General features: G+C 65.8%; 24 protein-coding genes. 14 read left to right on the forward strand and 10 right to left on the reverse strand.

The annotated features are described in order from the left end of the window. Window positions 1-121: 121 nt before the first annotated feature. From ACMGEZ_RS02740 to ACMGEZ_RS02780, 9 genes are all read left to right on the forward strand, one after another. Window positions 122-1,153, forward strand: coding sequence for an ABC transporter substrate-binding protein (locus ACMGEZ_RS02740; protein WP_436820699.1), 1,032 nt, complete (start codon window positions 122-124; stop codon window positions 1,151-1,153). After that, complete coding sequence (locus tag ACMGEZ_RS02745) at window positions 1,153-1,977, forward strand: ABC transporter ATP-binding protein (protein WP_436820700.1); 825 nt, start codon at window positions 1,153-1,155, stop codon at window positions 1,975-1,977. Before ACMGEZ_RS02740 ends, ACMGEZ_RS02745 begins: the two co-directional genes overlap by 1 nt. A gap of 52 nt (window positions 1,978-2,029) precedes the next feature. Next, on the forward strand, window positions 2,030-2,797 hold the full coding sequence (locus tag ACMGEZ_RS02750) for an ABC transporter permease (RefSeq protein ID WP_436820701.1): 768 nt from the start codon (window positions 2,030-2,032) through the stop codon (window positions 2,795-2,797). Beyond that, window positions 2,790-3,272 (forward strand): nucleoside deaminase, encoded by a 483-nt coding sequence (locus ACMGEZ_RS02755; protein WP_436820702.1) that lies wholly within the window; start codon window positions 2,790-2,792, stop codon window positions 3,270-3,272. The genes ACMGEZ_RS02750 and ACMGEZ_RS02755 overlap by 8 nt, the downstream gene beginning before the upstream one ends. A gap of 176 nt (window positions 3,273-3,448) precedes the next feature. Beyond that, window positions 3,449-4,477, forward strand: coding sequence for an ABC transporter substrate-binding protein (locus ACMGEZ_RS02760; protein WP_436820703.1), 1,029 nt, complete (start codon window positions 3,449-3,451; stop codon window positions 4,475-4,477). Window positions 4,478-4,486: 9 nt separating this feature from the next. Then, window positions 4,487-5,461: an isopenicillin N synthase family dioxygenase gene (locus ACMGEZ_RS02765; protein ID WP_436820704.1), complete on the forward strand. Its 975-nt coding sequence runs from the start codon at window positions 4,487-4,489 to the stop codon at window positions 5,459-5,461. A gap of 17 nt (window positions 5,462-5,478) precedes the next feature. Continuing rightward, window positions 5,479-5,868: a VOC family protein gene (locus ACMGEZ_RS02770; protein WP_436820816.1), complete on the forward strand. Its 390-nt coding sequence runs from the start codon at window positions 5,479-5,481 to the stop codon at window positions 5,866-5,868. Window positions 5,869-5,980: 112 nt separating this feature from the next. Then, window positions 5,981-6,484 carry a hemerythrin domain-containing protein gene (locus ACMGEZ_RS02775; protein WP_436820705.1) on the forward strand — a complete coding sequence of 168 codons (504 nt, stop codon included), beginning with the start codon at window positions 5,981-5,983 and terminating at the stop codon, window positions 6,482-6,484. 87 nt (window positions 6,485-6,571) lie between these two features. Beyond that, on the forward strand, window positions 6,572-6,886 hold the full coding sequence (locus tag ACMGEZ_RS02780; RefSeq protein ID WP_436820706.1) for an EthD family reductase: 315 nt from the start codon (window positions 6,572-6,574) through the stop codon (window positions 6,884-6,886). Here the strand turns inward: ACMGEZ_RS02780 and ACMGEZ_RS02785 are convergent. The 3 genes from ACMGEZ_RS02785 to ACMGEZ_RS02795 all read right to left on the reverse strand — a co-directional run bounded on the left by ACMGEZ_RS02785 (window position 6,864) and on the right by ACMGEZ_RS02795 (window position 8,764). Beyond that, window positions 6,864-7,889, reverse strand: coding sequence for a lysylphosphatidylglycerol synthase transmembrane domain-containing protein (locus ACMGEZ_RS02785; protein WP_436820707.1), 1,026 nt, complete (start codon window positions 7,887-7,889; stop codon window positions 6,864-6,866). The genes ACMGEZ_RS02780 and ACMGEZ_RS02785 overlap by 23 nt on opposite strands. 104 nt (window positions 7,890-7,993) lie before the next feature. Continuing rightward, window positions 7,994-8,326 carry a hypothetical protein gene (locus tag ACMGEZ_RS02790; protein ID WP_436820708.1) on the reverse strand — a complete coding sequence of 111 codons (333 nt, stop codon included), beginning with the start codon at window positions 8,324-8,326 and terminating at the stop codon, window positions 7,994-7,996. Window positions 8,327-8,368: 42 nt separating this feature from the next. Further along, window positions 8,369-8,764 (reverse strand): hypothetical protein, encoded by a 396-nt coding sequence (locus ACMGEZ_RS02795; RefSeq protein WP_436820709.1) that lies wholly within the window; start codon window positions 8,762-8,764, stop codon window positions 8,369-8,371. Window positions 8,765-8,936: 172 nt separating this feature from the next. Here ACMGEZ_RS02795 and ACMGEZ_RS02800 point away from each other — a divergent pair, with 172 nt between their 5' ends. Both ACMGEZ_RS02800 and ACMGEZ_RS02805 read left to right on the forward strand, forming a co-directional pair. Beyond that, window positions 8,937-9,197 carry a hypothetical protein gene (locus tag ACMGEZ_RS02800; protein ID WP_436820710.1) on the forward strand — a complete coding sequence of 87 codons (261 nt, stop codon included), beginning with the start codon at window positions 8,937-8,939 and terminating at the stop codon, window positions 9,195-9,197. Window positions 9,198-9,279: 82 nt separating this feature from the next. Next, the gene (locus ACMGEZ_RS02805) at window positions 9,280-9,753 is read left to right on the forward strand and encodes a GFA family protein (RefSeq protein WP_436820711.1); all 474 of its coding nucleotides are present in this window, start codon (window positions 9,280-9,282) and stop codon (window positions 9,751-9,753) included. Window positions 9,754-9,767: 14 nt separating this feature from the next. On the opposite strand, the gene ACMGEZ_RS02810 is transcribed toward ACMGEZ_RS02805, so the two are convergent. The 4 genes from ACMGEZ_RS02810 to ACMGEZ_RS02825 all read right to left on the reverse strand — a co-directional run bounded on the left by ACMGEZ_RS02810 (window position 9,768) and on the right by ACMGEZ_RS02825 (window position 13,889). Next, a complete protein-coding gene (locus ACMGEZ_RS02810) occupies window positions 9,768-10,991 on the reverse strand; it encodes a c-type cytochrome (protein WP_436820712.1) in 1,224 nt (407 codons plus the stop codon). A gap of 190 nt (window positions 10,992-11,181) precedes the next feature. Next, complete coding sequence (locus ACMGEZ_RS02815) at window positions 11,182-12,108, reverse strand: NAD(P)-dependent oxidoreductase (RefSeq protein WP_436820713.1); 927 nt, start codon at window positions 12,106-12,108, stop codon at window positions 11,182-11,184. After that, on the reverse strand, window positions 12,105-12,794 hold the full coding sequence (locus tag ACMGEZ_RS02820; RefSeq protein WP_436820714.1) for an RraA family protein: 690 nt from the start codon (window positions 12,792-12,794) through the stop codon (window positions 12,105-12,107). The genes ACMGEZ_RS02815 and ACMGEZ_RS02820 overlap by 4 nt, the downstream gene beginning before the upstream one ends. 150 nt (window positions 12,795-12,944) lie before the next feature. Continuing rightward, on the reverse strand, window positions 12,945-13,889 hold the full coding sequence (locus tag ACMGEZ_RS02825) for a Bug family tripartite tricarboxylate transporter substrate binding protein (RefSeq protein ID WP_436820817.1): 945 nt from the start codon (window positions 13,887-13,889) through the stop codon (window positions 12,945-12,947). Window positions 13,890-14,037: 148 nt separating this feature from the next. On the opposite strand from ACMGEZ_RS02825, the gene ACMGEZ_RS02830 reads away from it, so the two are divergent. Next, entirely contained in the window at window positions 14,038-14,835 is a 798-nt protein-coding gene (locus tag ACMGEZ_RS02830) for an IclR family transcriptional regulator (RefSeq protein ID WP_436820715.1), read from the forward strand. Between the two features lie 2 nt (window positions 14,836-14,837). On the opposite strand, the gene ACMGEZ_RS02835 is transcribed toward ACMGEZ_RS02830, so the two are convergent. Continuing rightward, window positions 14,838-15,833: a GNAT family N-acetyltransferase gene (locus ACMGEZ_RS02835; RefSeq protein ID WP_436820716.1), complete on the reverse strand. Its 996-nt coding sequence runs from the start codon at window positions 15,831-15,833 to the stop codon at window positions 14,838-14,840. 131 nt (window positions 15,834-15,964) lie between these two features. Next, window positions 15,965-18,166 carry a TonB-dependent receptor gene (locus ACMGEZ_RS02840; RefSeq protein ID WP_436820717.1) on the reverse strand — a complete coding sequence of 734 codons (2,202 nt, stop codon included), beginning with the start codon at window positions 18,164-18,166 and terminating at the stop codon, window positions 15,965-15,967. Between the two features lie 61 nt (window positions 18,167-18,227). Between ACMGEZ_RS02840 and ACMGEZ_RS02845 the strand changes: the two genes are divergently transcribed. Beyond that, window positions 18,228-19,049, forward strand: coding sequence for an aminoglycoside adenylyltransferase family protein (locus ACMGEZ_RS02845; RefSeq protein ID WP_436820818.1), 822 nt, complete (start codon window positions 18,228-18,230; stop codon window positions 19,047-19,049). Between the two features lie 240 nt (window positions 19,050-19,289). Further along, complete coding sequence (locus ACMGEZ_RS02850; protein ID WP_436820718.1) at window positions 19,290-19,895, forward strand: GNAT family N-acetyltransferase; 606 nt, start codon at window positions 19,290-19,292, stop codon at window positions 19,893-19,895. Between the two features lie 99 nt (window positions 19,896-19,994). Here the strand turns inward: ACMGEZ_RS02850 and ACMGEZ_RS02855 are convergent, their stop codons facing one another. Further along, window positions 19,995-20,261 (reverse strand): hypothetical protein, encoded by a 267-nt coding sequence (locus tag ACMGEZ_RS02855; RefSeq protein WP_436820719.1) that lies wholly within the window; start codon window positions 20,259-20,261, stop codon window positions 19,995-19,997. Between the last annotated feature and the right edge of the window lie 121 nt (window positions 20,262-20,382).

The following is a 20,382-nucleotide window of genomic DNA, read 5'->3' on the forward strand; positions in this document are numbered from 1 at the left end:
TCTTCATTGGGAGCGAAGGCCGCGCATGCACTTCCTTGGCTCAGGCGGAAGGGTTCGCACCAAGTGCGTGCCGGCACCGAATTTGCTTGAATGCCGGGCACTCACCTTTCACGGATTTCGCATGAACAAGCGCCAACTGCTCCACTCCTTTCTTGCCGCCTCGGCGCTCAGCTTCGGCCTCGTCACCGCCCACGCCCAGGCTCCCACGCCCATCAAGTTCCAGCTCGACTGGCGCTTCGAGGGCCCGGCCGCACTGTTCCTGCACCCGGCCGCCAAGGGCTACTTCAAGGACGCCGGGCTCGACGTCGCCATCGACGCGGGCAACGGCTCCGGCGGCACCGTCACGCGGGTGGCATCGGGTGCCTACGACATGGGCTTCGCCGACCTCGCGGCGCTGATGGAGTTCCACGCCAACAACCCCGACAGCCCCAACAAGCCTGTCGCGGTGATGATGGTCTACAACAACACGCCGGCCTCGGTGATGACGCTGAAGAAGAGCGGCATCACCAAGCCCGCGGACCTGGCGGGCAAGAAGCTGGGCGCGCCGGTCTTCGACGCCGGGCGCCGCGCCTTCCCGATCTTCGCCAAGGCCAACAACATCGGCGCGGTGAACTGGACTGCGATGGACCCGACGCTGCGCGAGACCATGCTGATCCGCGGCGACGTCGACGCCATCACCGGCTTCACCTTCACCTCGCTGCTCAACCTCGAGGCGCGCGGCGCGAAGGCGGCCGACATCGTGGTGCTGCCCTACCCCGACTACGGCGTGAAGCTCTACGGCAACGTGATCATTGCCTCGCCCAAGCTGATCAAGGAGAACCCGGCCGCGGTCAAGGCCTTCCTCTCGGCCTTTGCCAAGGGCGCGAAGGAGGTGCTCGCCAATCCGGCCATGGGCATCGAGTCGGTCAAGAAGCGCGACGGCATCATCGACAGCGCGCTGGAAACGCGCCGCCTCAAGCTGGCCATCGACACCGTCATCAACAGCCCCGACGCGCGGGCCGAAGGCTTCGGCACGGTCAACGCGGGCCGGCTTTCGCTGATGGCTTCGCAGGTCTCGGACGCCTTCAACACCAAGACGCGCGTGAGCCCTGACGCGGTGTGGACGGCCGCACTGCTGCCGCCCGCGGCCGAGCTCAACATCCTCAAGAAGTGATGGCGGTCGCCGAGACCTCGCCCTTCGTCGATTTCCAGGACGTCTGGCTCGCCTACAACGAGGAGCTGCTGCGCGCCAACCACTTCGCGGTCGAGGCCATCGACCTGCAGGTGAAGCGCGGCGAATTCATCGCCATCGTCGGGCCCTCGGGCTGCGGCAAGTCGACCTTCATGAAGCTCACGACGGGGCTGAAGATGCCTTCGATGGGCAAGATCCGCATCGACGGCGAGCCGGTGACCGGCCCCGTCAAGATCTCGGGCATGGCCTTCCAGGCGCCTTCGCTGCTGCCCTGGCGCACGACGGTCGGCAACGTGCTGCTGCCGCTGGAGATCGTGGAGCCCTACCGCTCCAGCTTCAAGGCCAAGCGCAAGGAATACGAGCAGCGCGCCCGGCGGCTGCTGCAGAAGGTGGGCCTGGGCGGCTACGAGGACAAGTTCCCCTGGCAGCTCTCGGGCGGCATGCAGCAGCGCGCCAGCATCTGCCGCGCGCTGATCCACGAGCCCAAGATGCTGCTGCTGGACGAGCCCTTCGGCGCGCTCGACGCCTTCACGCGCGAGGAGCTCTGGTGCATCCTGCGCGACCTCTGGACCGAGCAGCGCTTCAACGTGATCTTGGTCACGCACGACCTGCGCGAGTCGGTGTTCCTGGCCGACACGGTGTACGTGATGAGCAAGAGCCCGGGCCGCTTCGTCGTCAAGCGCGAGATCGAGCTGCCGCGACCGCGCGAGCTGGAGCTCACCTACACCAAGGAATTCACCGACATCGTGCTGGAGCTGCGCGGGCACATCGGCGCGATCCGCGGGACGGCGGGGGTGGCGACATGAACCGAACGGCCGCTCCGAAGGCGAATACCGAAGCCGAAGGCGAAGGCACTCCATGAACACAAGGCAACTCGAACGCTGGTCGCCCTGGCTGCTGCTGGTGGCCGTGATCGTTCTGTGGCAGATCATCTGCGCGGGCTTCGGGGTTTCGGAGTTCATCTTTCCGAGCCCGTGGCGCATCTGGACGCAGTTCTGGGAGTTCAAGACCATCATCGCGGGCCATGCGTGGCGCACCTTCTGGGTCACGATGGCGGGCTTCGGGCTGGCGATCGTGGTGGGCGTGCTGCTGGGCTTCGTGATCGGCAGCTCGCGGCTGGCCTACGCGGCGATGTACCCGCTGATGACGGCCTTCAATGCGCTGCCCAAGGCGGCCTTCGTCCCGATCCTGGTGGTGTGGTTCGGGATCGGCGTCGGGCCGGCGATCCTCACCGCCTTCCTCATCAGCTTCTTCCCCATCATGGTCAACATCGCCACCGGGCTGGCGACGCTCGAGCCCGAGCTCGAAGACGTGCTGCGCGTGCTGGGCGCCAAGCGCTGGGACGTGCTGGTGAAGATCGGCCTGCCGCGCTCCATGCCCTACTTCTATGGCTCGCTCAAGGTGGCGATCACGCTCGCCTTCGTCGGCACCACGGTGAGCGAGATGACGGCCGCCAACGAGGGCATCGGCTACCTGCTGATCTCGGCCGGCTCGGCCATGCAGATGGGCCTGGCTTTCGCCGGGCTGATGGTGGTGGGCGCGATGGCGATGCTGATGTACGAGCTCTTCAGCGCGATCGAGAAGCACACCACGGGCTGGGCGCACCGCGGTTCCCAGAATGAATAGGCGGCAAGCCATCCGCGCCCTGCGCCGCGCCGACCAGGTCGCGCGGCGCGCGATGACGATGGGCCGTCACCCCTTCGGTGCGCTGCTGGTCGCGCCGGACGGCGAAACCGTGCTGGCCGAGCAGGGCAACATCGACACCGTGCAGCACGCCGAGGCCACGCTGGCACGCACGGCCGCGCTCAACTACCCGCCCGAGTACCTGGCGCAGTGCACCCTGGTCACCACCTTCGAACCCTGCGCCATGTGCGCGGGCACCGTGTACTGGGCCAACATCGGCCGCGTGGTGTACGGCGCCGAAGAGTCCGCGCTGCTGGCACTGACCGGCAGCCATCCCGAGAACCCCACGCTCTCCCTCCCCTGCCGCGAGGTCTTCGCGCGCGGACAGAAGACGATCGAGGTGATCGGCCCGGTGCCCGAGGTGGAGGACGAGATGATCGCCACCCATCGCGGCTTCTGGGAACTGCGCGGCCGCTGAGGCGCTGGCACGGAACCTGCACCGCATACCGCGGAGTAGAAGCGTTCACCGTTTCGCCTTCGAAGACGCCCGGACCTGGCGCGTCTTGCGGGCGTATCGGCCGGAAATTGCTCCTGAAGGCAGCGCACGCGCGCGCCTTCGGCGCCCTGTTTCCAACCGTCCACGGAGATTCATCCATGCAACGCCGTTCCCTGCTGCGCGCCGCTGGCGCCAGCGCCCTCGTCGCCGCCTCGCCCTTCGTGCGCGCCCAGGGCGCGCTGCAGAAGTTCAAGTTCAACCTCGGCTGGAAGGTCGAAGCCTCCGGCGCCGGCTTCCTGCTCGCGCAGCAGCGCGGCTACTACAAGGATGCAGGCCTCGACGTGGCGATCGACACCGGCAACGGCTCGGCTTCGGCCATCAGCCTGGTGGGCAGCGGCGCCTACGACTGCGCCTCGGCCGACCTGGCCACGATGATCGAGTTCAACGTCAACAACCCGAGCGCCGGGCTGAAGGCGGTCGCGATCCAATACGACCTCAACCCGAACGCGATCCTCGTGCGCAAGGGCGGCCCGATCGCCAAACCCACCGACCTGGCCGGCAAGAGCATCCTCGGCCAGCCCTTCAATGCGTCGCGCAAGCTCTTTCCGGCGTTCGCCAAGGCGCAGGGCTTCGATGCCTCGGGCGTCAAGTGGGAAAACGTCGCGCCCGACATCGGCGACACCCGCTTCGTCAAGGGCGACTTCGACGCATCGGCCTACTTCTTCTTCACCGGCCTGCTCAACCTCAAGGCGCGCGGCATGGGACCGGAGCAGATCACGGTGTTCCGCTTCTCGGACCACGGCATGAAGTCCTATGGCAACGGCCTGGTGGCCAACGCGCGCAGCATGCAGGACCAGGGCGAGGCGATGAAGGCCTTCATCAAGACCTCCACGCGGGGCTGGATCGAGGCCATTGCCGATCCCAAGGCCGGCGCCGCCGCCATCAAGACGCGCGAGCCGCTGGCCAGCGAGGAGATCGAGTACGAGCGCCTGAAGCTGATCGTCGACGGCACCATGAAGACGCCCGATACCCGCAGCCAGGGCTGGGGCGCTGCCACCGCGGCGCGCCTGCAGGCCACCGTCGACGAGACCGTGGCCGCCTTCGGCCTGAAGAGCAGCCCGGCGGTGGCCGACATCTGGACCGAGCGCTTCCTGCCGGGCGCTGCCGACCGCAAGCTCAAGGCCTGACGCAGCGCCATGGCGATCCCCGTCATCGACCTGCAGGACGCTCTCGCGCCCGGCGGCGCGTGCAGCACGGCGGTGGCCGCACAGCTGCGCGAGGCTGCCATGGGCTCGGGCTTCTTCTACGTGCGCAACCATGGCGTCGGCACCGAGCAGGTGCGAAGCCAGTTCGAGCTGGCGCGCCGGTTGCTGGAACTGCCCGAAGCCACGCGCCAGGCGCTCGCGATGCAGAACTCGCCCACGATGCGCGGCTTCGAGAACCTCGGTGCGCAGACGCTGGACGCCGAGGCCCGTCCCGATCTCAAGGAGAGCTTCTACTGCGGCATGGCCTACCCCGAAGACCATCCCTACGTCGTCGCCGGCTACCAGACCTATGGCCACAACCAGTGGCCCGCCGAGTTGCCGGAGGCACCGGTGCAATGCGAGGCCTACATCCGCACGATGCTGGCGCTCTCGCGGCGCCTGATGCAGCTGATGGCGCTGTCGCTGGCCCTGCCCGAAGCCTACTTCGACGCGAGCAGCGAGAGCCCGATGGTCACGCTGCGCATGGTCCGCTACCCGGCCCATCCGCTTGGCGCGGACGAGCGCACCTTTGGCGCCGGCGCGCACACCGACTGGGGCGCCATCACCATCCTCGCGCAGGACGCGCACGGCGGGCTCGAGGTCTGCATGCCGGACGGCCAATGGGTGCCGGCCACGCCGATCGAGGGCTGCTTCGTCGTCAATCTCGGCGACATGATCCCGCGCTGGACCAACGGCCGCTACCACTCCAACCCGCATCGCGTGCGCAACATCCACTCGGGCGGCGCGCCGCGCTATTCGATCCCCTTCTTCTACGAGCCCGACTACTTCGCGCGCATCGAGGCCGTGCCCGGCACCGTGCCGGCCGGCGAGGCGCCGCGCTACGCGCCCTGCACCGCCGGCGAGCACCTGCGCGAGATGTACCGCAAGACCTACGGACTGAACGCCACAGCGCACGAGACCGCATAAAGCTCTGGTTCAACCTGCTGTGCCGCGACATCGACGCGCAGCTGCGCTTCTACGCCGCGCTGCTGGGCTGGGGCGAAGCCGTGAAAAGCCGCTCGCCCATCTATCGCGCGCTCGAGCATGAGGGCGTGCAATTCGGCTTCAATGCACCGGATGCGTATGTCCTGCTGCGATTGGAGGACCGCACGCCCGCCGCCGAGGCGCCGCCCATCACCGCCTACGCCACCTTCATGCTCGACACGCCCGCCGCAGTCGATGCCGCCGTCGCGCAGGCCATCGCGCTCGGCGGCCGCGTGCTGAAGCCGGCCTATGCCACCTACTATGGCCAATGGCAGGCGGTGCTGGCCGATCCCGAGCAGCATGTATTTCGGGTGAGCTGCAGCACGCTGCCGCCCGGGTCCGCCACGTAAAGCGGAAAAGTCCACCTTGCGGCACCGGCCGCAACGCAGTAGAACGGCCTCGTGGGTACAGCTGAACCTCCCGGGGCATTCTCCGAGAGGCCACTGCCTGAAAGGGGCGAACATGTTGGCCGCCGAATGCGCGTGGACCGTCTTGCGTGCCGAGCACGCCCGAATGCGTGAGTTGCTGAGCCTAATCGAACGCGAATTGAAGTCTGGCGACTTGAAACACTCGGGCTCTGCGGCTGTGCGCATCGCGCGCCTGATCGAACGCCTCCAGGATTTCGACGAAGCGACGCATCGCCCCAAAGGGGTGGCCCTCGTCGGGGTGCTGCGCGGCAGGTCTGCCGAGGCCGACGATCTACTCGCCCGTCTCGAGCGGCAACGCGAGCGCTGCGACGAACTGCTTTCGCGGGCAAAAGCCAAGCTGGAGCGGGCGCAAAGCGGCGACGCGCTTGCTGCCGCCGCCGTCGAGAACCTGCTGGCGGAGCACCGCCGCCTCTTGCTCGACCATCTCGACAAGGAGGACACCTTGCTCCACTCCCACACCGCCCTGCTGCTGACGCGCGAGGAATGGGCCGCCGTGGTGTCGTCGATCTCCAAGGCCATGCGTGCAAGAAAGGGCTGAGGCTTCGCCAAGCCCCGGCGCCGCCGCGCTTGTTCAGCGCCGCGCCATCTCCTATGCTCACGGGCCCTGCCACACGGAGATAAGCAAATGATCAAGGTCAGCGTCATGTACCCCAACACCGCCGGCGCCCGTTTCGACCACGACTACTACCGCGACAAGCACATGCCCATGCTCAAGGAGAAGATGGGCGATGCCTGCAAGTCCTACACCATCGACAAGGGCCTGGCGGGCGGTGCACCCGGCGCGCCGGCCCCCTACATCGGCATGTGCCACATCTACTGCGACTCGGTGGAGAGCTTCCAGACCGCATTCGGCCCGCACGCGAAGGCGATCATGGCCGACGTCGCGAACTACACGGACCTGAAGCCCGTGATGCAGATCAGCGAGGTGGTGGTGGGCTGAGCACCGTGGTGCCTTCGGCCTCCGGCGGCGGATGCGCGGAGGCGTAGCGCTCCAGCAGCGCATAGAGCACCAGCCCGCCGCCCAGCGGCACCAGGTAGTACAGCGCGCGATAAGCCAGCAGCGCGCCCATCAGCGCGCCCTGGCGCACCGAGCCCGAGAGCAGCGCCAGGTACACCGCCTCCAGCACTCCGAGGCCGGCCGGGATCGGCGTCACCACGCCGGCGATAGAGGCCGCCAGCATCACCCCCAACGTGACGACATACGGCACCTTGCCGCCCAGCAGCAGGTACATGGCCAATGCCATCAAGGCCCAGTTCACGGCCGACAGGCCGAGCTGCACCAGGGCCAGCCGCGCCGAAGGCAGTTGGATGCGGCGCCGGCGCACGTGCCACTGCCGGCCGTGCAACCTTGCGCAGGCCAGCACATAGGCCGCCCCCAGCAGCAGCATCGACACGCCGAGCGCGCGGAAGGCACCCTCCCCCAGCGGGGACTCCACCGGCGGCTTCACCACGCCGGAGGCGAACACGCAGCCCGCCACCAGTCCGTAGCCCAACCAGTTGGTCGCGAGGCTGAGGCCCACGATCTGCGCCACCGTGGTCTCGTCGATGCCGGCCCGTGCATAGAGCCGTGCGCGCATCGCCACGCCGCCCACGAGCGAGCCCAGGTTGAGGTTGAAGGCGTAGCTGGTGACCGCGATCGCCCAACTGCGCCAACGCGGCAGGCCGTGCCGCGTGTGGTGCCGGCCGATCAGGTCATAGCAGCCGTACAGCGCATGGCTCGCCGTGCACAGCGCGAGCGCAGCCAGCAGCACCCCGGGCGAGTAGCGCCTGAGCGCCTGCCAGGCGCCGGCCCAGTCGACCTTGTGCGCGTGGGACAGCAGCAGTCCGAGCACCACCAGGCCCAGCACCGGCAGCGCCCAGCGGCGAACGCGCTGCCAGAGGGTGCTCCCGCCCGCGGGGTGGGCTCGCGCGTCGGGCAAGGGCAATGCATCGCTGTCGGGCATGCGCGCATCGTCCCGAGGCGGCACCCGCGCAGCCAGTTGCGCCCGGCGCTTGTTGGCGTAGGTTCAGATGCCGAGGCCGTCGCGAGAGCCTCGGCGATTGCGGATCAGTGCCGGCCGCGGCGCGCCGCGGCCCGCAGGATCATGGCCAGCGCCGCACCGCCGGCCGCAGCCATCATCGCGGCCTTGACCGGCTCCTCGGCCACGTACTGCGCGCCTTGCACCTTGGCTTGCCGGGCACGGTCGGGCAGCGATGTCACCGTTGTGCGTACCTTGTCCCAGGTGCTGTGCAGCGTCGATGGCGTCTCTGTGCGCATCGCACCATCATCCAGCGCGGGCGCAGGACCGATATCGTTTCCCGCGACGGGCATGGGCAAGGTCTCCGCGCCGGATTCGGCCTGTTGTGGGGCGGGATGGGTGTGCGGGGTTTCGATTTTCATGCTGGCCTCTGGAAGATGTACGTCGGGGATGGAGGTGCGACTTCAGCGAGCCGGCGATGGCGGGGGGGCCGGGACCGGCGTGACGCTCTCGCGGATCACGCCACCACCCATCACGCTGCCGCTGGTGCTGGTGGCCGCGCCCCTGACGCGCGCCTCGCAGTCGGCGCGATCCGCCGCCGGCTGCAGCAACTGGCAGCGCGCCAGCGCGTTCTGCTCGGCCTGGCCGGCCGGCGCCAGCCCGCCGCGCTGCGCTTCCTGCTTCGCCGCGCCCGCCTCGCGTCGGCACGCTTCGCGGTCCTGTTGCACGCCGTCGCAAGTGGCGCGGTCGCGTTGTACTTGCGAGTCGGTGCCTTGCGCGGATGCGGTGAGGCTGAAGAAGCATGCTGCGCAGACCAGGGCGGCGAGCGAGGAACGAAGGAAGAGCGCTTGATGGGGCATCTGGGGCTCCTTGGAATGAAGAATCCCTTCTACCTCGCGATGCAGGCTCGACTTGTCGGACATGGCGAGGTTTTCCGGGCGCATCGCCAATGCTCGGCGGGCGGATCCCTTGAGCACGTTTTAGCTTGCGGCAGAATTGACCCGGCCTTCCACTTCCAGCTGATTTCCGACCATGGATGCACTTGCGCAAGACGACGACGCTCGCACCGATGCGGGAATTTTCATCCTTCATATGCTCCTTCAGCGCCTTGAGCAGCAGCAGCCTGGCTTGATGCAAGAAATGATCGACGGAATTCTGGGAGACCGCGCTGCCATGCCGGCGACGACCGAGTCCGACGGCTACGCACGGCGTGTCGCAGACGAGGCGTTACGCGTTCTCACGCTGGCGAACGACCAGATGAAGATCCCGTGGGAACCCCTGCGGAAAGGATGACTCCGGCCAGAAGCGGCCGGTCTTTGGCAGGATTCAAGGATGCCGCCTAGCGTCATCAAGGAATTGAACCAGGAGCTTCACGATGTCGTTTCTTCTTGACGGTGGCTGCCTCTGCGGAGCGGTCAGGTTCCACGTCAACCAGGCGCCGCTTCGAACCCTTGTTTGTCACTGCACTTTCTGTCAGCGGATGACAGGCTCCTCGTTCTACGCCAACTCCGTGTTCCCCATCGACGCAGTCGAGTTCAACGATGGCGAGGTACGCAAGTACGAGCACACATCGGATGTAAGCGGGAGGAAAGTCTGCGTTGAATTCTGCCCAAGCTGCGGAACGACCCTCGGCCTTACCTTTGAGCGCTGGCCTAATCTCCGCGCAGTCTCGCGGGGTTGTTACGACAACCCCAATGCGGTGGAAGTAACAGCGCACATTTGGACCCGCTCGGCGCAGTCGGGAGTCGCCCTGCCTGCCGAGATTGACTGCTTTGCGAAGGCAAGGCTGACCCCCGACGGGCAGCCGCAGCATCCTGCCAGGTACCCGGTACCAGTCATGGCCCGGTAGGCAAGCGTGGCGCCTCACTGCGACTTCAGGTACTGGGCGAGATCTGCAATCTCCTGGGGCGTGAGCCCGAGCGATCGCCTGATGTTGTAGGTGGCTGCAACTTCTTCGAGCGTGGCGACCGATCCATCATGGAAATAGGGCGGGTGCTGCCAGGCACCCTTCAGCGGCGAGGTGCGGTACATCTTGGTCGCAGAGCGGGACGCGTAGCTCGGCGTCTCCGGTTCCACCATCGAGTCCCCGGGCGGGTGCAGGGTGGTATTGGCATCCGTGAAAAGCGCGCCGCTATGGCAGGTCGCACACTTGCCTGCGCCTTCGAAGATCACCTTGCCCCGGGAGGCTGCAGCGGCGTCGAAACTGCCCGCCGGCGCCGCGGGGGCCTTCAACGACAACTGGTACGCCTGCAGCGCGGGCAACTTGCTCGTGACCAGGTCTTCGGTTCCGTTGGTGACGTTCAGGTTCAGGCGCGGCTCGGAGAAGCTCCCTCGCCCGCCCATCTGGGTCACGGCCACATATCGGTTCCAGTAGGCAACGTCGGAGCCGTCGCCGGTGAAGGTCACGCTGTGAATTCCCTCGAGTCCGTAGGCCGGCGGGATGACCACCGGCTTGCTGAGGCCGTCGATGTTGAAGCGCGGGTCGTACTTGCCCCTGCCCCAGGAGAGATAGGCGGCTTTCCTGGAAGCATCCACTGCGGGGGACAGCGCGATGATGGCGCCCACATTCAGGTCTCTATTGGCCCAGCCGTCGAGCCGCTTGCCGATGCCTGGCGCAAAGGAGTTGTCGACGGTCGAGTGGCACAGGGCGCAGGTAACGCCGACGCGGGTCAGCGCATCCTTGCCATTGACCGTCTGGACCGTGCCCTTGAGACCGACGACAGCGTCCAGCTTCAGAAGGGCGACCGTCGTGTCCGGGCTCGCCAGGTCAACGCTCCCATCCTGAATGCCCTTCGCGACTGCAGCCGGCAGCGCCTCGGCGTCGACCTTCAGCCCGACGGCCAGCGCGGTCGCGGGTGCGACCGCAGTGCTGATGACCTTGTGCATCCGCAAGGTATCGGTCCAATGGGCCTCGTCCCCGAAGGTGTCGAAGCGGAAGATCTGCTTGCCCTGGGCGGCGAGGGCAGCCGGGTCTGCTGGCGGGCCAGGAGCGACGCCAACGCCGCCACCTCCTCCCCCACCGCCGCCGCACGCGGCAGTCAGTACAGCCGCGGCGGCGGCGAACCAGTGACGACGCGGCGTGGTCATGTCGAGCTCCTTTTTCGCAGCCCAGGGCTGCTGTGGTGCTGGCCTCGGTTCGCAAGTTGGCAGCTGTGCCCATTGGATGGCCGATCGAACGATCCTGTTCCCGCGCCCCCGAAGAAACGGCCCAGCGGGCTGGGCCGTCCTCATCGATGGATTGCGCAACAGAATTGGTATCGGCCTAACCTCGTGGGAACTACGCGGGCGCCCCCTGCCCGGCCAGGACCGCCAACAGGTTCTTCGCGGCAGCCACACCCATGTTCACGTAGGCATCGCTCGTGACGCCTCCGATGTGCGGGCTGAGCACCAGGTTCCTTTCGCCCTGGAACGGATGACCGGGCGTCATGGGCTCCACCGCGAAGCTGTCGAGCCCGGCCATGGCCACGTGGCCTGACCTGATGGCCATCAAGAGCGCAGCCTCGTCGATCAGGCCGCCGCGCGCGGTGTTCACCACGATGACGCCCGCCTTGCATCGAGCCAGCGTGTCGGCATTGAGCAGGCCACGGTTGTCCTCGGACAGCGGGCAGTGCAGCGAGATGACGTCGGACTCGCTCCAGATCTGTGACAGCTCGACGCTCTTGACGTAGTCCGGCAGGTTCCTGGCAAAAGGATCGAAGCCAATCACCTTCATGTCCATCGCATCCGCCATGCGTGCAAATCGCAAGCCGATCGCGCCGAGCCCGATCAGCCCGATCGTTCGACCACCCAGTTCAAGGCTCTTGTGCGTTGCCTTGTCCCAGTGGCCATCGTGCATGCGCGCATTCAACTGCACCACCGACTTGGCACAGGCCAGGAGCAACGCCAGCGCCTGTTCGGCAACCGCCGCTGCATTCGCGCCGGCCGCCGCGACCACTTCGATGCCCCGCTTCTTCGCCGCAGCCTTGTCGATCGTGTCGGTGCCGCTGCCGTGCTTGGAGATGACCTTGAGCGAGGGCGCGGCGTCCATCACCGCGCTGCCGACCTTGCCGTAGCGAACGATGATGGCCACTGGATCGTGCGTGCGGCACAGGGCCACGAGATCCGCTTCGGTCGGCGCCTTGCCCGCGTACACCACGTCGTGGCCTTCGAGCAGGCCCAATGCCTCGGGCGCGAGATCGGCGCCGGTGACGAGGATCGCGCTCACAGCGTCTCTCCTTCTTTCAGCACGCCGGCCGTGCGCAGGGCAGCATTGAGCCACTTGGCAGCGGTGTCGCCTTCCTTGATCGCAGCAATGCGGCCCGCCTCGTCCTTGACCTTCTTGGCCGCCAGAGGAAGCAGCGCCTCGATCTTCTCGCGCTCGACGACGACCACGCCATCGCCATCACCGATGATGAAGTCGCCCGGACGGACGGTCACGTCCCCGACGGACACAGGGTGTCCGATTCGGCCGCCAATGTTCTTGGTGGGGCCGTTCGGATTCGTGCCGACCGAGAACACCGGATAGTCCATCTCGTCGATCTCGAGGCTGTCGCGGCAGGCGCCATCCATGACCACGCCTGCAATGCCGAGCTTCTGGCACGCGGTCATCATGATCGTGCCCATGAGTGCGGAGCTCTGGTCGGCCTTTCCGTCGATGACCAGCACGTCACCGGGCTTGGCCATGGCGATCGCCGCATGGATCATCAGGTTGTCGCCGGGACGCACCTCGACGGTGAAGGCAGTGCCGGCCAGCTTCATGCGTGGGCGCAGCGCCTTGATGCGGCCGTTCATGGCACCGCGGCGGCCAGCCACGTCGGCCAGGATGGCGGGCTGAAGTTCTGCGGCCTGCGCAACGACGGCGGCGGGCACGCGCGGGAAGTCGCGAATGATTTCGGGAAGCTGGTCGCTCATGACGGTCTTTCGGTACGTAGGTGGGAGAAGGTGAGGCAGGGCTTGGCTGCGCCCTGCCGAGTCGTGTCTGTGTTGTCGACAGCGCTTCCGGCGAGGGCCGGTGATGTCGCCAGAGGGATGGGAGGCCCTGTGAGCTTCCTGGACGGCGGGTCAGTCCACCTTGGCGCCGGACTCCTTGACGACCTTGCCCCAGCGGCCGATGTCGTCCTGGATCAGCTTGCCGAACTGCTCAGGAGTACCGCCGAGCACATCGACGCCTTGGCCTTCGAGCTTCTTCTTGACTTCCGGGTCCTGCAGTGCCTTGTTGAAGGCCCCGTTGAGCTTGACGACGGCGTCCTTGGGCATCGCCGCGGGGCCCGCCAGGCCGAACCATGTGACGGCTTCGAATCCCTTGTAGCCGGACTCACTCACCGTCGGCACGTTGGGCAAGTCGTTGACGCGCTTCTCCGAGGTGACTGCAATCGCTCGCATCTTGCCGCTGCGGATGTGGCCGATCAGCGTCGGGATCGAAGACATGTACAGCTGGATCTGGCCGCCGATCAGATCGGTGGAGCCCTGCGCCGCTCCTTTGTACGGTACGTGGGTGAGCTTGATGCCAGCCATCTTCTGGAGCTGCTCGACCGCAAGGTGGGCGACGGTTCCGCTGCCCGAGCTGGCGTAGTTGATGGCGTCCGGCCTGGACTTGGCCGCCGCGATCACGTCCGCCAGCGTCTTGTGGGGCGAGTCACTCGCGACCACGAGCACGAGCGGCGAGCTTGCGATGAGGCCGATCGGTGCGAGGTCCTTGACGGGGTTGTACGGCAGCTTCGCGTACAGCGTCGGATTGATGGCCAGGTTGCTCGTCTGGCCGAGGACGATGGTGTAGCCGTCGGGCGCTGCCTTCGCGGCTGCATCGACGCCGAGGTTGCCGCCCGAGCCTGGCTTGTTGTCGATGACCACCGACCAGCCTTGCTGCGCGGCCACCTTGTTGGCCACCTCGCGCGCAACGGCGTCGGTACCACCGCCTGCGGGGAACGGCACGATCAGCTTGATCGGACGGGAGGGGTAGTTCTGCGCGAAAGCGGCGCAGGAGGCGAATGCCACGACCGCCACCAAGGCGGCGCGGCGAGAGGATGCGAGCTTCGAAATCGTCACGGTTGTCTCCGGTTCGTAGTTGACAGTTCATCGCCAGTTCAGGCTCGGTCGAACTGTAGATTTGCGTTCCGATACGTACAATTGGGGTCCACTGTGTGAACCACGAACCATGGCACGAACCAAAACAGGCAACAAGCCGGCGGCCCTTCCCACAGCCGGAACGGGAGCTTCCGATCCTGATCAATCCGGCGGCGTCACCGCCGTCACGAGGGCACTCCAACTGCTTGAATCGTTCGGCATGCAGGACCAGCGGCTGTCCCTGGCAGAGTTGACGCGCCGCAGCGGCATGCACAAGACCACCGCCTTGCGCCTGCTGCGGACCCTGGCGCACAGCGGTTATGTGGTTCAGCGGGAGGACGGCGAATGGCGTCTGGGGCCGGCAGCGGGCTGGCTGGGTGCGCGCTACCAGGCTGCGTTCGACGTCAACAATGTCGTCGAGCCGATGCTGCTCGAATTGACGCAGGCCACCGGCGAGAGCGCGGCGTTCTATGTGCGCGAAGGAAACTTCCGGACGTGCATCGCGCGTGTCGAAGGACCGCAGCCGATTCGCCACCACGCGCGGATGGGCTCAGCGCTCCCTTTGGACAAGGGTTCCCCAGGCCGCGTGATCCTGGCCTTCTCGGGCGAGCCAGGCGCCATCTACGAGGAGATTCGACAGCACGGTTACCACTTCTCGATTGGCGAACGCGAGAAGGGTGTGGCCACGGTTTCCGCGCCTGTGTTCGGCTTGAACTGGCGACTGCTCGGATCGGTCTGCATCTCGGGGCCTGCGGATCGCTTGCCGAAGAACAAGCTGATCCGATATGCCAAGACGATCATGAAGGCCGCGAACGAGTTGTCGTACGCACTTGCCGGCAGTTCAACCCCGCAGACTCCGAGGGTGGTCTCTTCGTGGCACCCGCATTGAGTTCACGCAGGCGAATGCCTGATGGCCTTGCGGAAGACCGCATTGCGCCGGACGACCCGGAAACCGCAGGTTTCATAGAGGCGCGCTGCATGGTGTTCGTTCTCTGCATCCACCCCGAGCACTGATTCGGTCATGCCTGCGGCGCGCTGCGCATGGAGCGCTCGCGAAATGAGCGCACGCGCGAGGCCGAGGCGTCGCCATGGTGCGCCGACGCTGATGAACTCCGTCTCACCTCGTCGACGGTTCTGAGTCGCGTTCTGCTCCGCGTTGATCCATGGCTTGACTTGGCCGGCCACTTGATCGGTGCCGGTGTGCCAAGCCACTTGCCACAGATGCGGCTGGAAGCTGGGCAGTTGGGTCCAGCGCTCGAAGTCGCCCGGCTTGGGAGGAGCCACGCCCCAGTGTCCGCGTAGTGCCTCTGCATGGGCATCGAAGATGGCGCGCAGGTGTTCCGGCTGCACTGGCCGCACGTCGAAGCCGGCGGGGAGCGGAAACTCGGGGATGTCATCGAGACTTGGTCGTTCCATGACAAGGAAGTGGCGCACCGCTTCATAGCCTGCCCGGCGCAGCATCTCGATGCGACCGATCTCGCCCTGGGTCACGAAGACATGATGGACAGATGCAACGGCGCCTTTCATGCGCGCGATTTCGCGCTGGCGACGCTCGACCCAGCCCAGCAACAAGCTACCGATACCGAGGCGCCTGAACTTCGGATGCACGAAGCCAACCTGCGCCTGAGCCAGAACGTCTTCTTCGGTCGTCCAGTGCGCAGTGCGCACGTAGCCCGCGAGTTCGCCCTTCATCTCCGCCATGACGATGTCATTCGCCGGGTCGAAGTCGATGAAGCTTGCGTAGTCTCGGCGGATGTGTTCGGGCTCGCGAACCCATCCCATCCCGTCGGCAGCGAACACGGCATTGGCCACATCGGCCATCGCGTAGAAATCGGCGTCCCCGCCAAATGGACGCAGTTCGATGCCGGCCGGCTTGTTCTTGTTCATGGCGCGGCATTTTGCCCGTCTCTGCGCCCGGCAGGGCCGCGGTTGTGTTCGAACTGCGATGGCTCCCGCGTTCTTCGAACAGCCCTTGGTACCGCCTTCAGGACCAGGCGCGCGTGAACATCGGGCTGTCCTCAGAAGTCGACGCTGGCCGACAAGGTGAACGTCCGCGGCGAGCCCACGAACAGATAGCCCGCTGTTGCGATGCCCCAGTAGTCCTTGTCGAGCATGTTCTCCACGTTGAGGCGGAAGGTGACGGGCTTGCCGCTGATCTTCGTCGCGTAGCGGGCGCCGACGTCGAGGCGGTTCCAGCTGGGAATGGAGAGCGTGTTGGCCGCATCGACGAACGTGCGTGCGGTGTGGATCACGCGCCCGGTCAGTGTGAAGCCGGGGAGGAACGGCGTGTCCCACTCCGCCCCAAGATTCAACTGCCAGTCCGGCACACCGATGGCCTTCCTGCCTTCGAGTGCCGGCGTTGCCGCCTTGGTGATGACGCCGTCGAGGTAGCTGATGCCACCCAGCAGGCGCACTCCGCGCGTGACTTCGCCCGCCAGCGTGGCTTCGACGCCGCGGTTGCGCTGTTCGCCGAACACACCGAAGGTCGTGCCAGAGATTCCCGCGCTCGGTTTGGTCAATTCGAACAGGCTGACCGTGGCCATCATGTTGCCGCTCAGGTCGAACTTGGCGCCGATCTCTTTCTGCTTGGACTCGTACGGCGGCAGCGACTGGCCCGGATTGGAGATCGCCGCGCTCACCGGAGCGGTTTCACCGCGCGACAAACCCTCGACATAGCTCGCGTACAGCGAAATGTCGGGCCTCACCTTGAACACTATGCCGGCGAACGGCGTGGTTGCGCGCTCGTCGTACTGAGGACCGCTGGCCGCACCGGTGACGAAGTTGTAGTCCTGCCCTTTCACTTGCTGCCGGCGCACGCCCAAGGACACCTGAAGGCGGTCCTGCATGAAGGACATGGTGTCCGCCAATGCAACGCTGGTCAGCTTGGTATCGAGATACGGCTGAAGGGGGTTGTAGATGCCGGAGGTGGAAGGCGTTGGAAACAACCGGCCGGAGTAGATGTTGGAGCTGCCCCCCTGAAAGCCGGTGTAGAAGGCAAGCAGCTGATCCTGATCCAGCTCGGTATAGCTCAACGCTACGTTGTGACCCACCGGCCCGGTGGAGAACCTGCCGCGAAGGCCGGCCTCCGTCGACTTGCTGTCGACCGTCATCCGTTGCCAGCCACCGAAGAACGAATAGTCGCCGAGTGGATTCAGGAGGACGGGATTGGCGGCGATCGCATCCCAGTTCAACTTGCGCTCGCCATAGCCGGCGTAGGCGGTGATGTTGTCCGTCAGGTCGTATTCGACCTTGAGGAGGCCCGAGCCATTGCGCCCATCGCTCCAGCCCAGACCCGGATAGGGATAGGTGTTGTTCGGTGCGGCAGGTACGGCGACCAGCGTCGGACTCGGCTGGAACTGGCGCACGACGTTGTCGATGCGTTCCTGCTGCCATAGCAGGTCCAGTGAAGCGCGCAGCGAGCGTCCGCGATAGTCCAGCGCCAGCGAGCCGAGGCTCTCGCGGGTCGATTGGGCCTTGATCGGCGTATCGCCCTCACGGCCCACCACATTCACCCGCACACCGAAGGCGTTGTCCGGGCCGAAGCGCCGGCCGATGTCCGCGTGCGCTCCGAAGACCGAATCCGACGACACGCTGCCCGTGATGCGCGTGATGGGTTCATTCGTTGCGCGCTTTGGCACGAGGTTGACCACACCGCCGACGCTGCCGGCCGGCGTCATGCCGAACAGTGCGGCGGACGGGCCCTTGATGATTTCCACCCGTTCCAATGCTTCGACCGGAGCTCGCCAGTAAGGCGACAGGCCGAACACCCCGTTCAACGCGAAGTCTCCCGTGGGCACCGTGAAGCCGCGGATCGTGAGGTCTTCGTTGATGTTGGATCGCGCACTGCCCATGCGCACCGACGGGTCCATGGCGGCCACGTCAGCCACCGAACGAGCTTGATCGTTCTCGATCGCCTGCGCGGTGAAGCTGGTCACGCTGAAGGGCGTGTCCATGACGGGTGCATTGCCGAGAATACCCATCCGCGCGCCACTGCCGACCTGACCGCCGGCGATCGCAGGAGGCGCCTCGTCCATCGCCTCCCGGCTGCCCGACACCGTGACGGCAGGCAGCGTATTCGGTGTTGCTGCATCGGGACCTGAGGTCGTCTGTGCCGTTGCTGCTCCCAGATAGAGCACTGCGCCGCTCGCGAGCGCCAGTTCGATGGCTTTGACCAGGCGCTTCTTCGAAACAGCGCGACCTCCAGATGCTTCATGCGACATCAAATTCCCTCACTTGTTGACTCAAATGATAATGATTATCATTGATAACAACAAGTTTGATATGCAGTTCCAGCGACCTTGGCTTCGTGTTGAAGTGCCTACCCTGCCCATCGAAATCAAGCCCCAGCTCTCGAGTGCCCGCGCGGTGATCGAACGCCACCTCGGCGGGACGCTGAAGGCGATCCATCTCTTCAGCTCGGCCGTGAATGGAGGTCTGAAGCCACGCAGCGACATCGATCTGATGGTCACCGTCGAGGCGCCCATGGATGCTTCCACGCGTCGTGTCCTGATGGAGGAATTGCTCACGGTGTCCGCGCCTCCCGGTACCGACAAGTCGCTGCGAGCCCTCGAAGTGACTGTCGTCGTCCTGAACGAACTCGTGCCTTGGCGGTATCCGGCCAGGCGCGAGATGCAGTTCGGAGAGTGGCTCCGCGATGACATCGTGGCCGGCACCCTCGAGCCCGCGCTGGTGGACCCTGACCTCGCCATCCTGGTGACGCAGGTCCTGCAAAGCAGCGTCAGCCTTTTCGGGCCGGACGCGGACCAACTGTTCGAGAACGTCCCGGCAGCGGACCTCCAGGCGTCGTTCAGAGACACCATCGCTCAGTGGAAAGAAAGCTCCGACTGGGAGGGCGACGAGCAGACGGTTGTGCTGGCTTTGGCCCGCATCTGGTACAGCGCCGTTACGGGCGAAATTGGCCCGAAGGACATTGCCGGTGCGTGGGCTCTCGAGCGTTTGCCCGTCGAGCATCGGCCCCTGCTGAAGCGCGCTCTCGACGCGTATCTGGGCCACGAAGCGTACGAGCTCGGGCAACCGGCGCAGGTGGCCGCGTTCGTTCGGTTCGTCAAGCGGGCGATTGAAGTCTCGCTTGCAGCGATCTGAACCGCCTTGTGCGCGGCCACACAGCCAAGGACGCTGAACTGCATACAAATCTTGGACTGACTGCACTGACCATTTCGCCAGCTGCGGGCAATCGTTGATTGGGGCGAGCCCTTTATAAGCGTGTTTTACGATCAGCCTAAGCTCAACGCCATTCCCTGCGGTGGACTGCGCAACGAAGATTGTTCAAGCCGCTGAGCACGTCAGGCAAGCGATGCCCCGGACCTACCTTCCTATTGCCCGATGACCCGATCAATTCCAGAACTGCAGACCCGGCGGTTGCGCCTCAGAGCCTGGAGAGATGAGGACCTGCCTCGCTTCGCGGAGCTGAACGCCGACAGCGGAGTAACAGAGCACCTGCTTGGTCCGCTCACTCGGTCGCAGAGCGACGCACTCGTTGGGCGCATCACCGAGCACTTCCTTCGTGAAGGCTTTGGCTTCTGGGCGGTCGAGGCGCCAGGCGTCGCCGGCTTCATCGGGATGGTCGGCATTGGCATCCCGAGCTACACGGCACCCTTTACGCCGTGCGTCGAAGCGGGCTGGCGCTTGGGCCGCCAGTACTGGGGACAGGGCTTCGCCACCGAGGCAGCTCGAGCGGCGCTGGCGTTCGGCTTCGAAACCGTAGACCTACCCGAAATCGTGGCGCTGACCGTGCCAGGCAACGCGCGTTCTCGTGCTGTGATGGCCAGGCTGGGGATGGTTCGAACCCCCTCCGACGACTTCGACCATCCGCTCGTTCCGGCTGGTCACCCGCTGAAAAGGCATGTCCTCTATCGCTTGTCCAAACAAGCATGGCTGAGAACGCGCGAGCTTGCCGTCGCGCGAAGCAGCACTCGCGGATACGTCTGAGGAAAAGTACGCGCTCGTCAGGGCCAGGCTTTCGCTTGCCATGTAGCGCCTTGCCGTATTCGTGATCAAAGCCCTGGGTGGCGACCCTGAGATGGGACCCTACTTCTCGACGACTGACCAGCCCGCTTGCTGGTTCGTCTTGTCGTTCTCGTACTCCCACCGCGTGCCGCAGGCGTCGCAACGGTAGCTGGTGATGGTGACCGTGCGAGCACCGCTGTCCCCATCGCTGCGCTCCACCTTGCGACTGGACATCTGAACGAGCTCGGCATGGCCCCGCGCACGGCGCCAGTTGCGCTGGATTGCAGCGCACGAAGCGCAAAGTGCCAGGTTGTTCAGCTCGCCTCGTTGGCTGGATGCATTCGTCATACGGCTTCAGGTCTCTCTGGGGGTCGTCGGACGGCCAATGCTAGCAACACGACAGAGGCGCCGCCGAGGACCGTGCCGGCGATTGCAACAACGCTTTGCACGACGAACTGTTAACCTCCTG

This window comes from Variovorax stachyos (assembly GCF_051400855.1).
Taxonomy (GTDB): Bacteria; Pseudomonadota; Gammaproteobacteria; order Burkholderiales; family Burkholderiaceae_C; genus Variovorax.

Bases quoted from the DNA above. Each gene is read 5' to 3' on its own strand.
- ACMGEZ_RS02780 (WP_436820706.1), top strand. From the start codon at position 6,572: ATGATCAAGGTCAGCGTCATGTACCCCAACACCGCCGGCGCCCGTTTC.
- ACMGEZ_RS02850 (WP_436820718.1), top strand. From the start codon at position 19,290: ATGACCCGATCAATTCCAGAACTGCAGACCCGGCGGTTGCGCCTCAGA.
- ACMGEZ_RS02845 (WP_436820818.1), top strand. From the start codon at position 18,228: ATGCAGTTCCAGCGACCTTGGCTTCGTGTTGAAGTGCCTACCCTGCCC.
- ACMGEZ_RS02785 (WP_436820707.1), bottom strand. From the start codon at position 7,889: ATGCCCGACAGCGATGCATTGCCCTTGCCCGACGCGCGAGCCCACCCC.
- ACMGEZ_RS02750 (WP_436820701.1), top strand. From the start codon at position 2,030: ATGAACACAAGGCAACTCGAACGCTGGTCGCCCTGGCTGCTGCTGGTG.
- ACMGEZ_RS02835 (WP_436820716.1), bottom strand. From the start codon at position 15,833: ATGAACAAGAACAAGCCGGCCGGCATCGAACTGCGTCCATTTGGCGGG.
- ACMGEZ_RS02755 (WP_436820702.1), top strand. From the start codon at position 2,790: ATGAATAGGCGGCAAGCCATCCGCGCCCTGCGCCGCGCCGACCAGGTC.
- ACMGEZ_RS02745 (WP_436820700.1), top strand. From the start codon at position 1,153: ATGGCGGTCGCCGAGACCTCGCCCTTCGTCGATTTCCAGGACGTCTGG.
- ACMGEZ_RS02795 (WP_436820709.1), bottom strand. From the start codon at position 8,764: ATGCCCCATCAAGCGCTCTTCCTTCGTTCCTCGCTCGCCGCCCTGGTC.
- ACMGEZ_RS02830 (WP_436820715.1), top strand. From the start codon at position 14,038: ATGGCACGAACCAAAACAGGCAACAAGCCGGCGGCCCTTCCCACAGCC.
- ACMGEZ_RS02820 (WP_436820714.1), bottom strand. From the start codon at position 12,794: ATGAGCGACCAGCTTCCCGAAATCATTCGCGACTTCCCGCGCGTGCCC.
- ACMGEZ_RS02775 (WP_436820705.1), top strand. From the start codon at position 5,981: ATGTTGGCCGCCGAATGCGCGTGGACCGTCTTGCGTGCCGAGCACGCC.
- ACMGEZ_RS02855 (WP_436820719.1), bottom strand. From the start codon at position 20,261: ATGACGAATGCATCCAGCCAACGAGGCGAGCTGAACAACCTGGCACTT.
- ACMGEZ_RS02840 (WP_436820717.1), bottom strand. From the start codon at position 18,166: ATGTCGCATGAAGCATCTGGAGGTCGCGCTGTTTCGAAGAAGCGCCTG.
- ACMGEZ_RS02805 (WP_436820711.1), top strand. From the start codon at position 9,280: ATGTCGTTTCTTCTTGACGGTGGCTGCCTCTGCGGAGCGGTCAGGTTC.
- ACMGEZ_RS02800 (WP_436820710.1), top strand. From the start codon at position 8,937: ATGGATGCACTTGCGCAAGACGACGACGCTCGCACCGATGCGGGAATT.
- ACMGEZ_RS02740 (WP_436820699.1), top strand. From the start codon at position 122: ATGAACAAGCGCCAACTGCTCCACTCCTTTCTTGCCGCCTCGGCGCTC.
- ACMGEZ_RS02790 (WP_436820708.1), bottom strand. From the start codon at position 8,326: ATGAAAATCGAAACCCCGCACACCCATCCCGCCCCACAACAGGCCGAA.
- ACMGEZ_RS02765 (WP_436820704.1), top strand. From the start codon at position 4,487: ATGGCGATCCCCGTCATCGACCTGCAGGACGCTCTCGCGCCCGGCGGC.
- ACMGEZ_RS02760 (WP_436820703.1), top strand. From the start codon at position 3,449: ATGCAACGCCGTTCCCTGCTGCGCGCCGCTGGCGCCAGCGCCCTCGTC.
- ACMGEZ_RS02810 (WP_436820712.1), bottom strand. From the start codon at position 10,991: ATGACCACGCCGCGTCGTCACTGGTTCGCCGCCGCCGCGGCTGTACTG.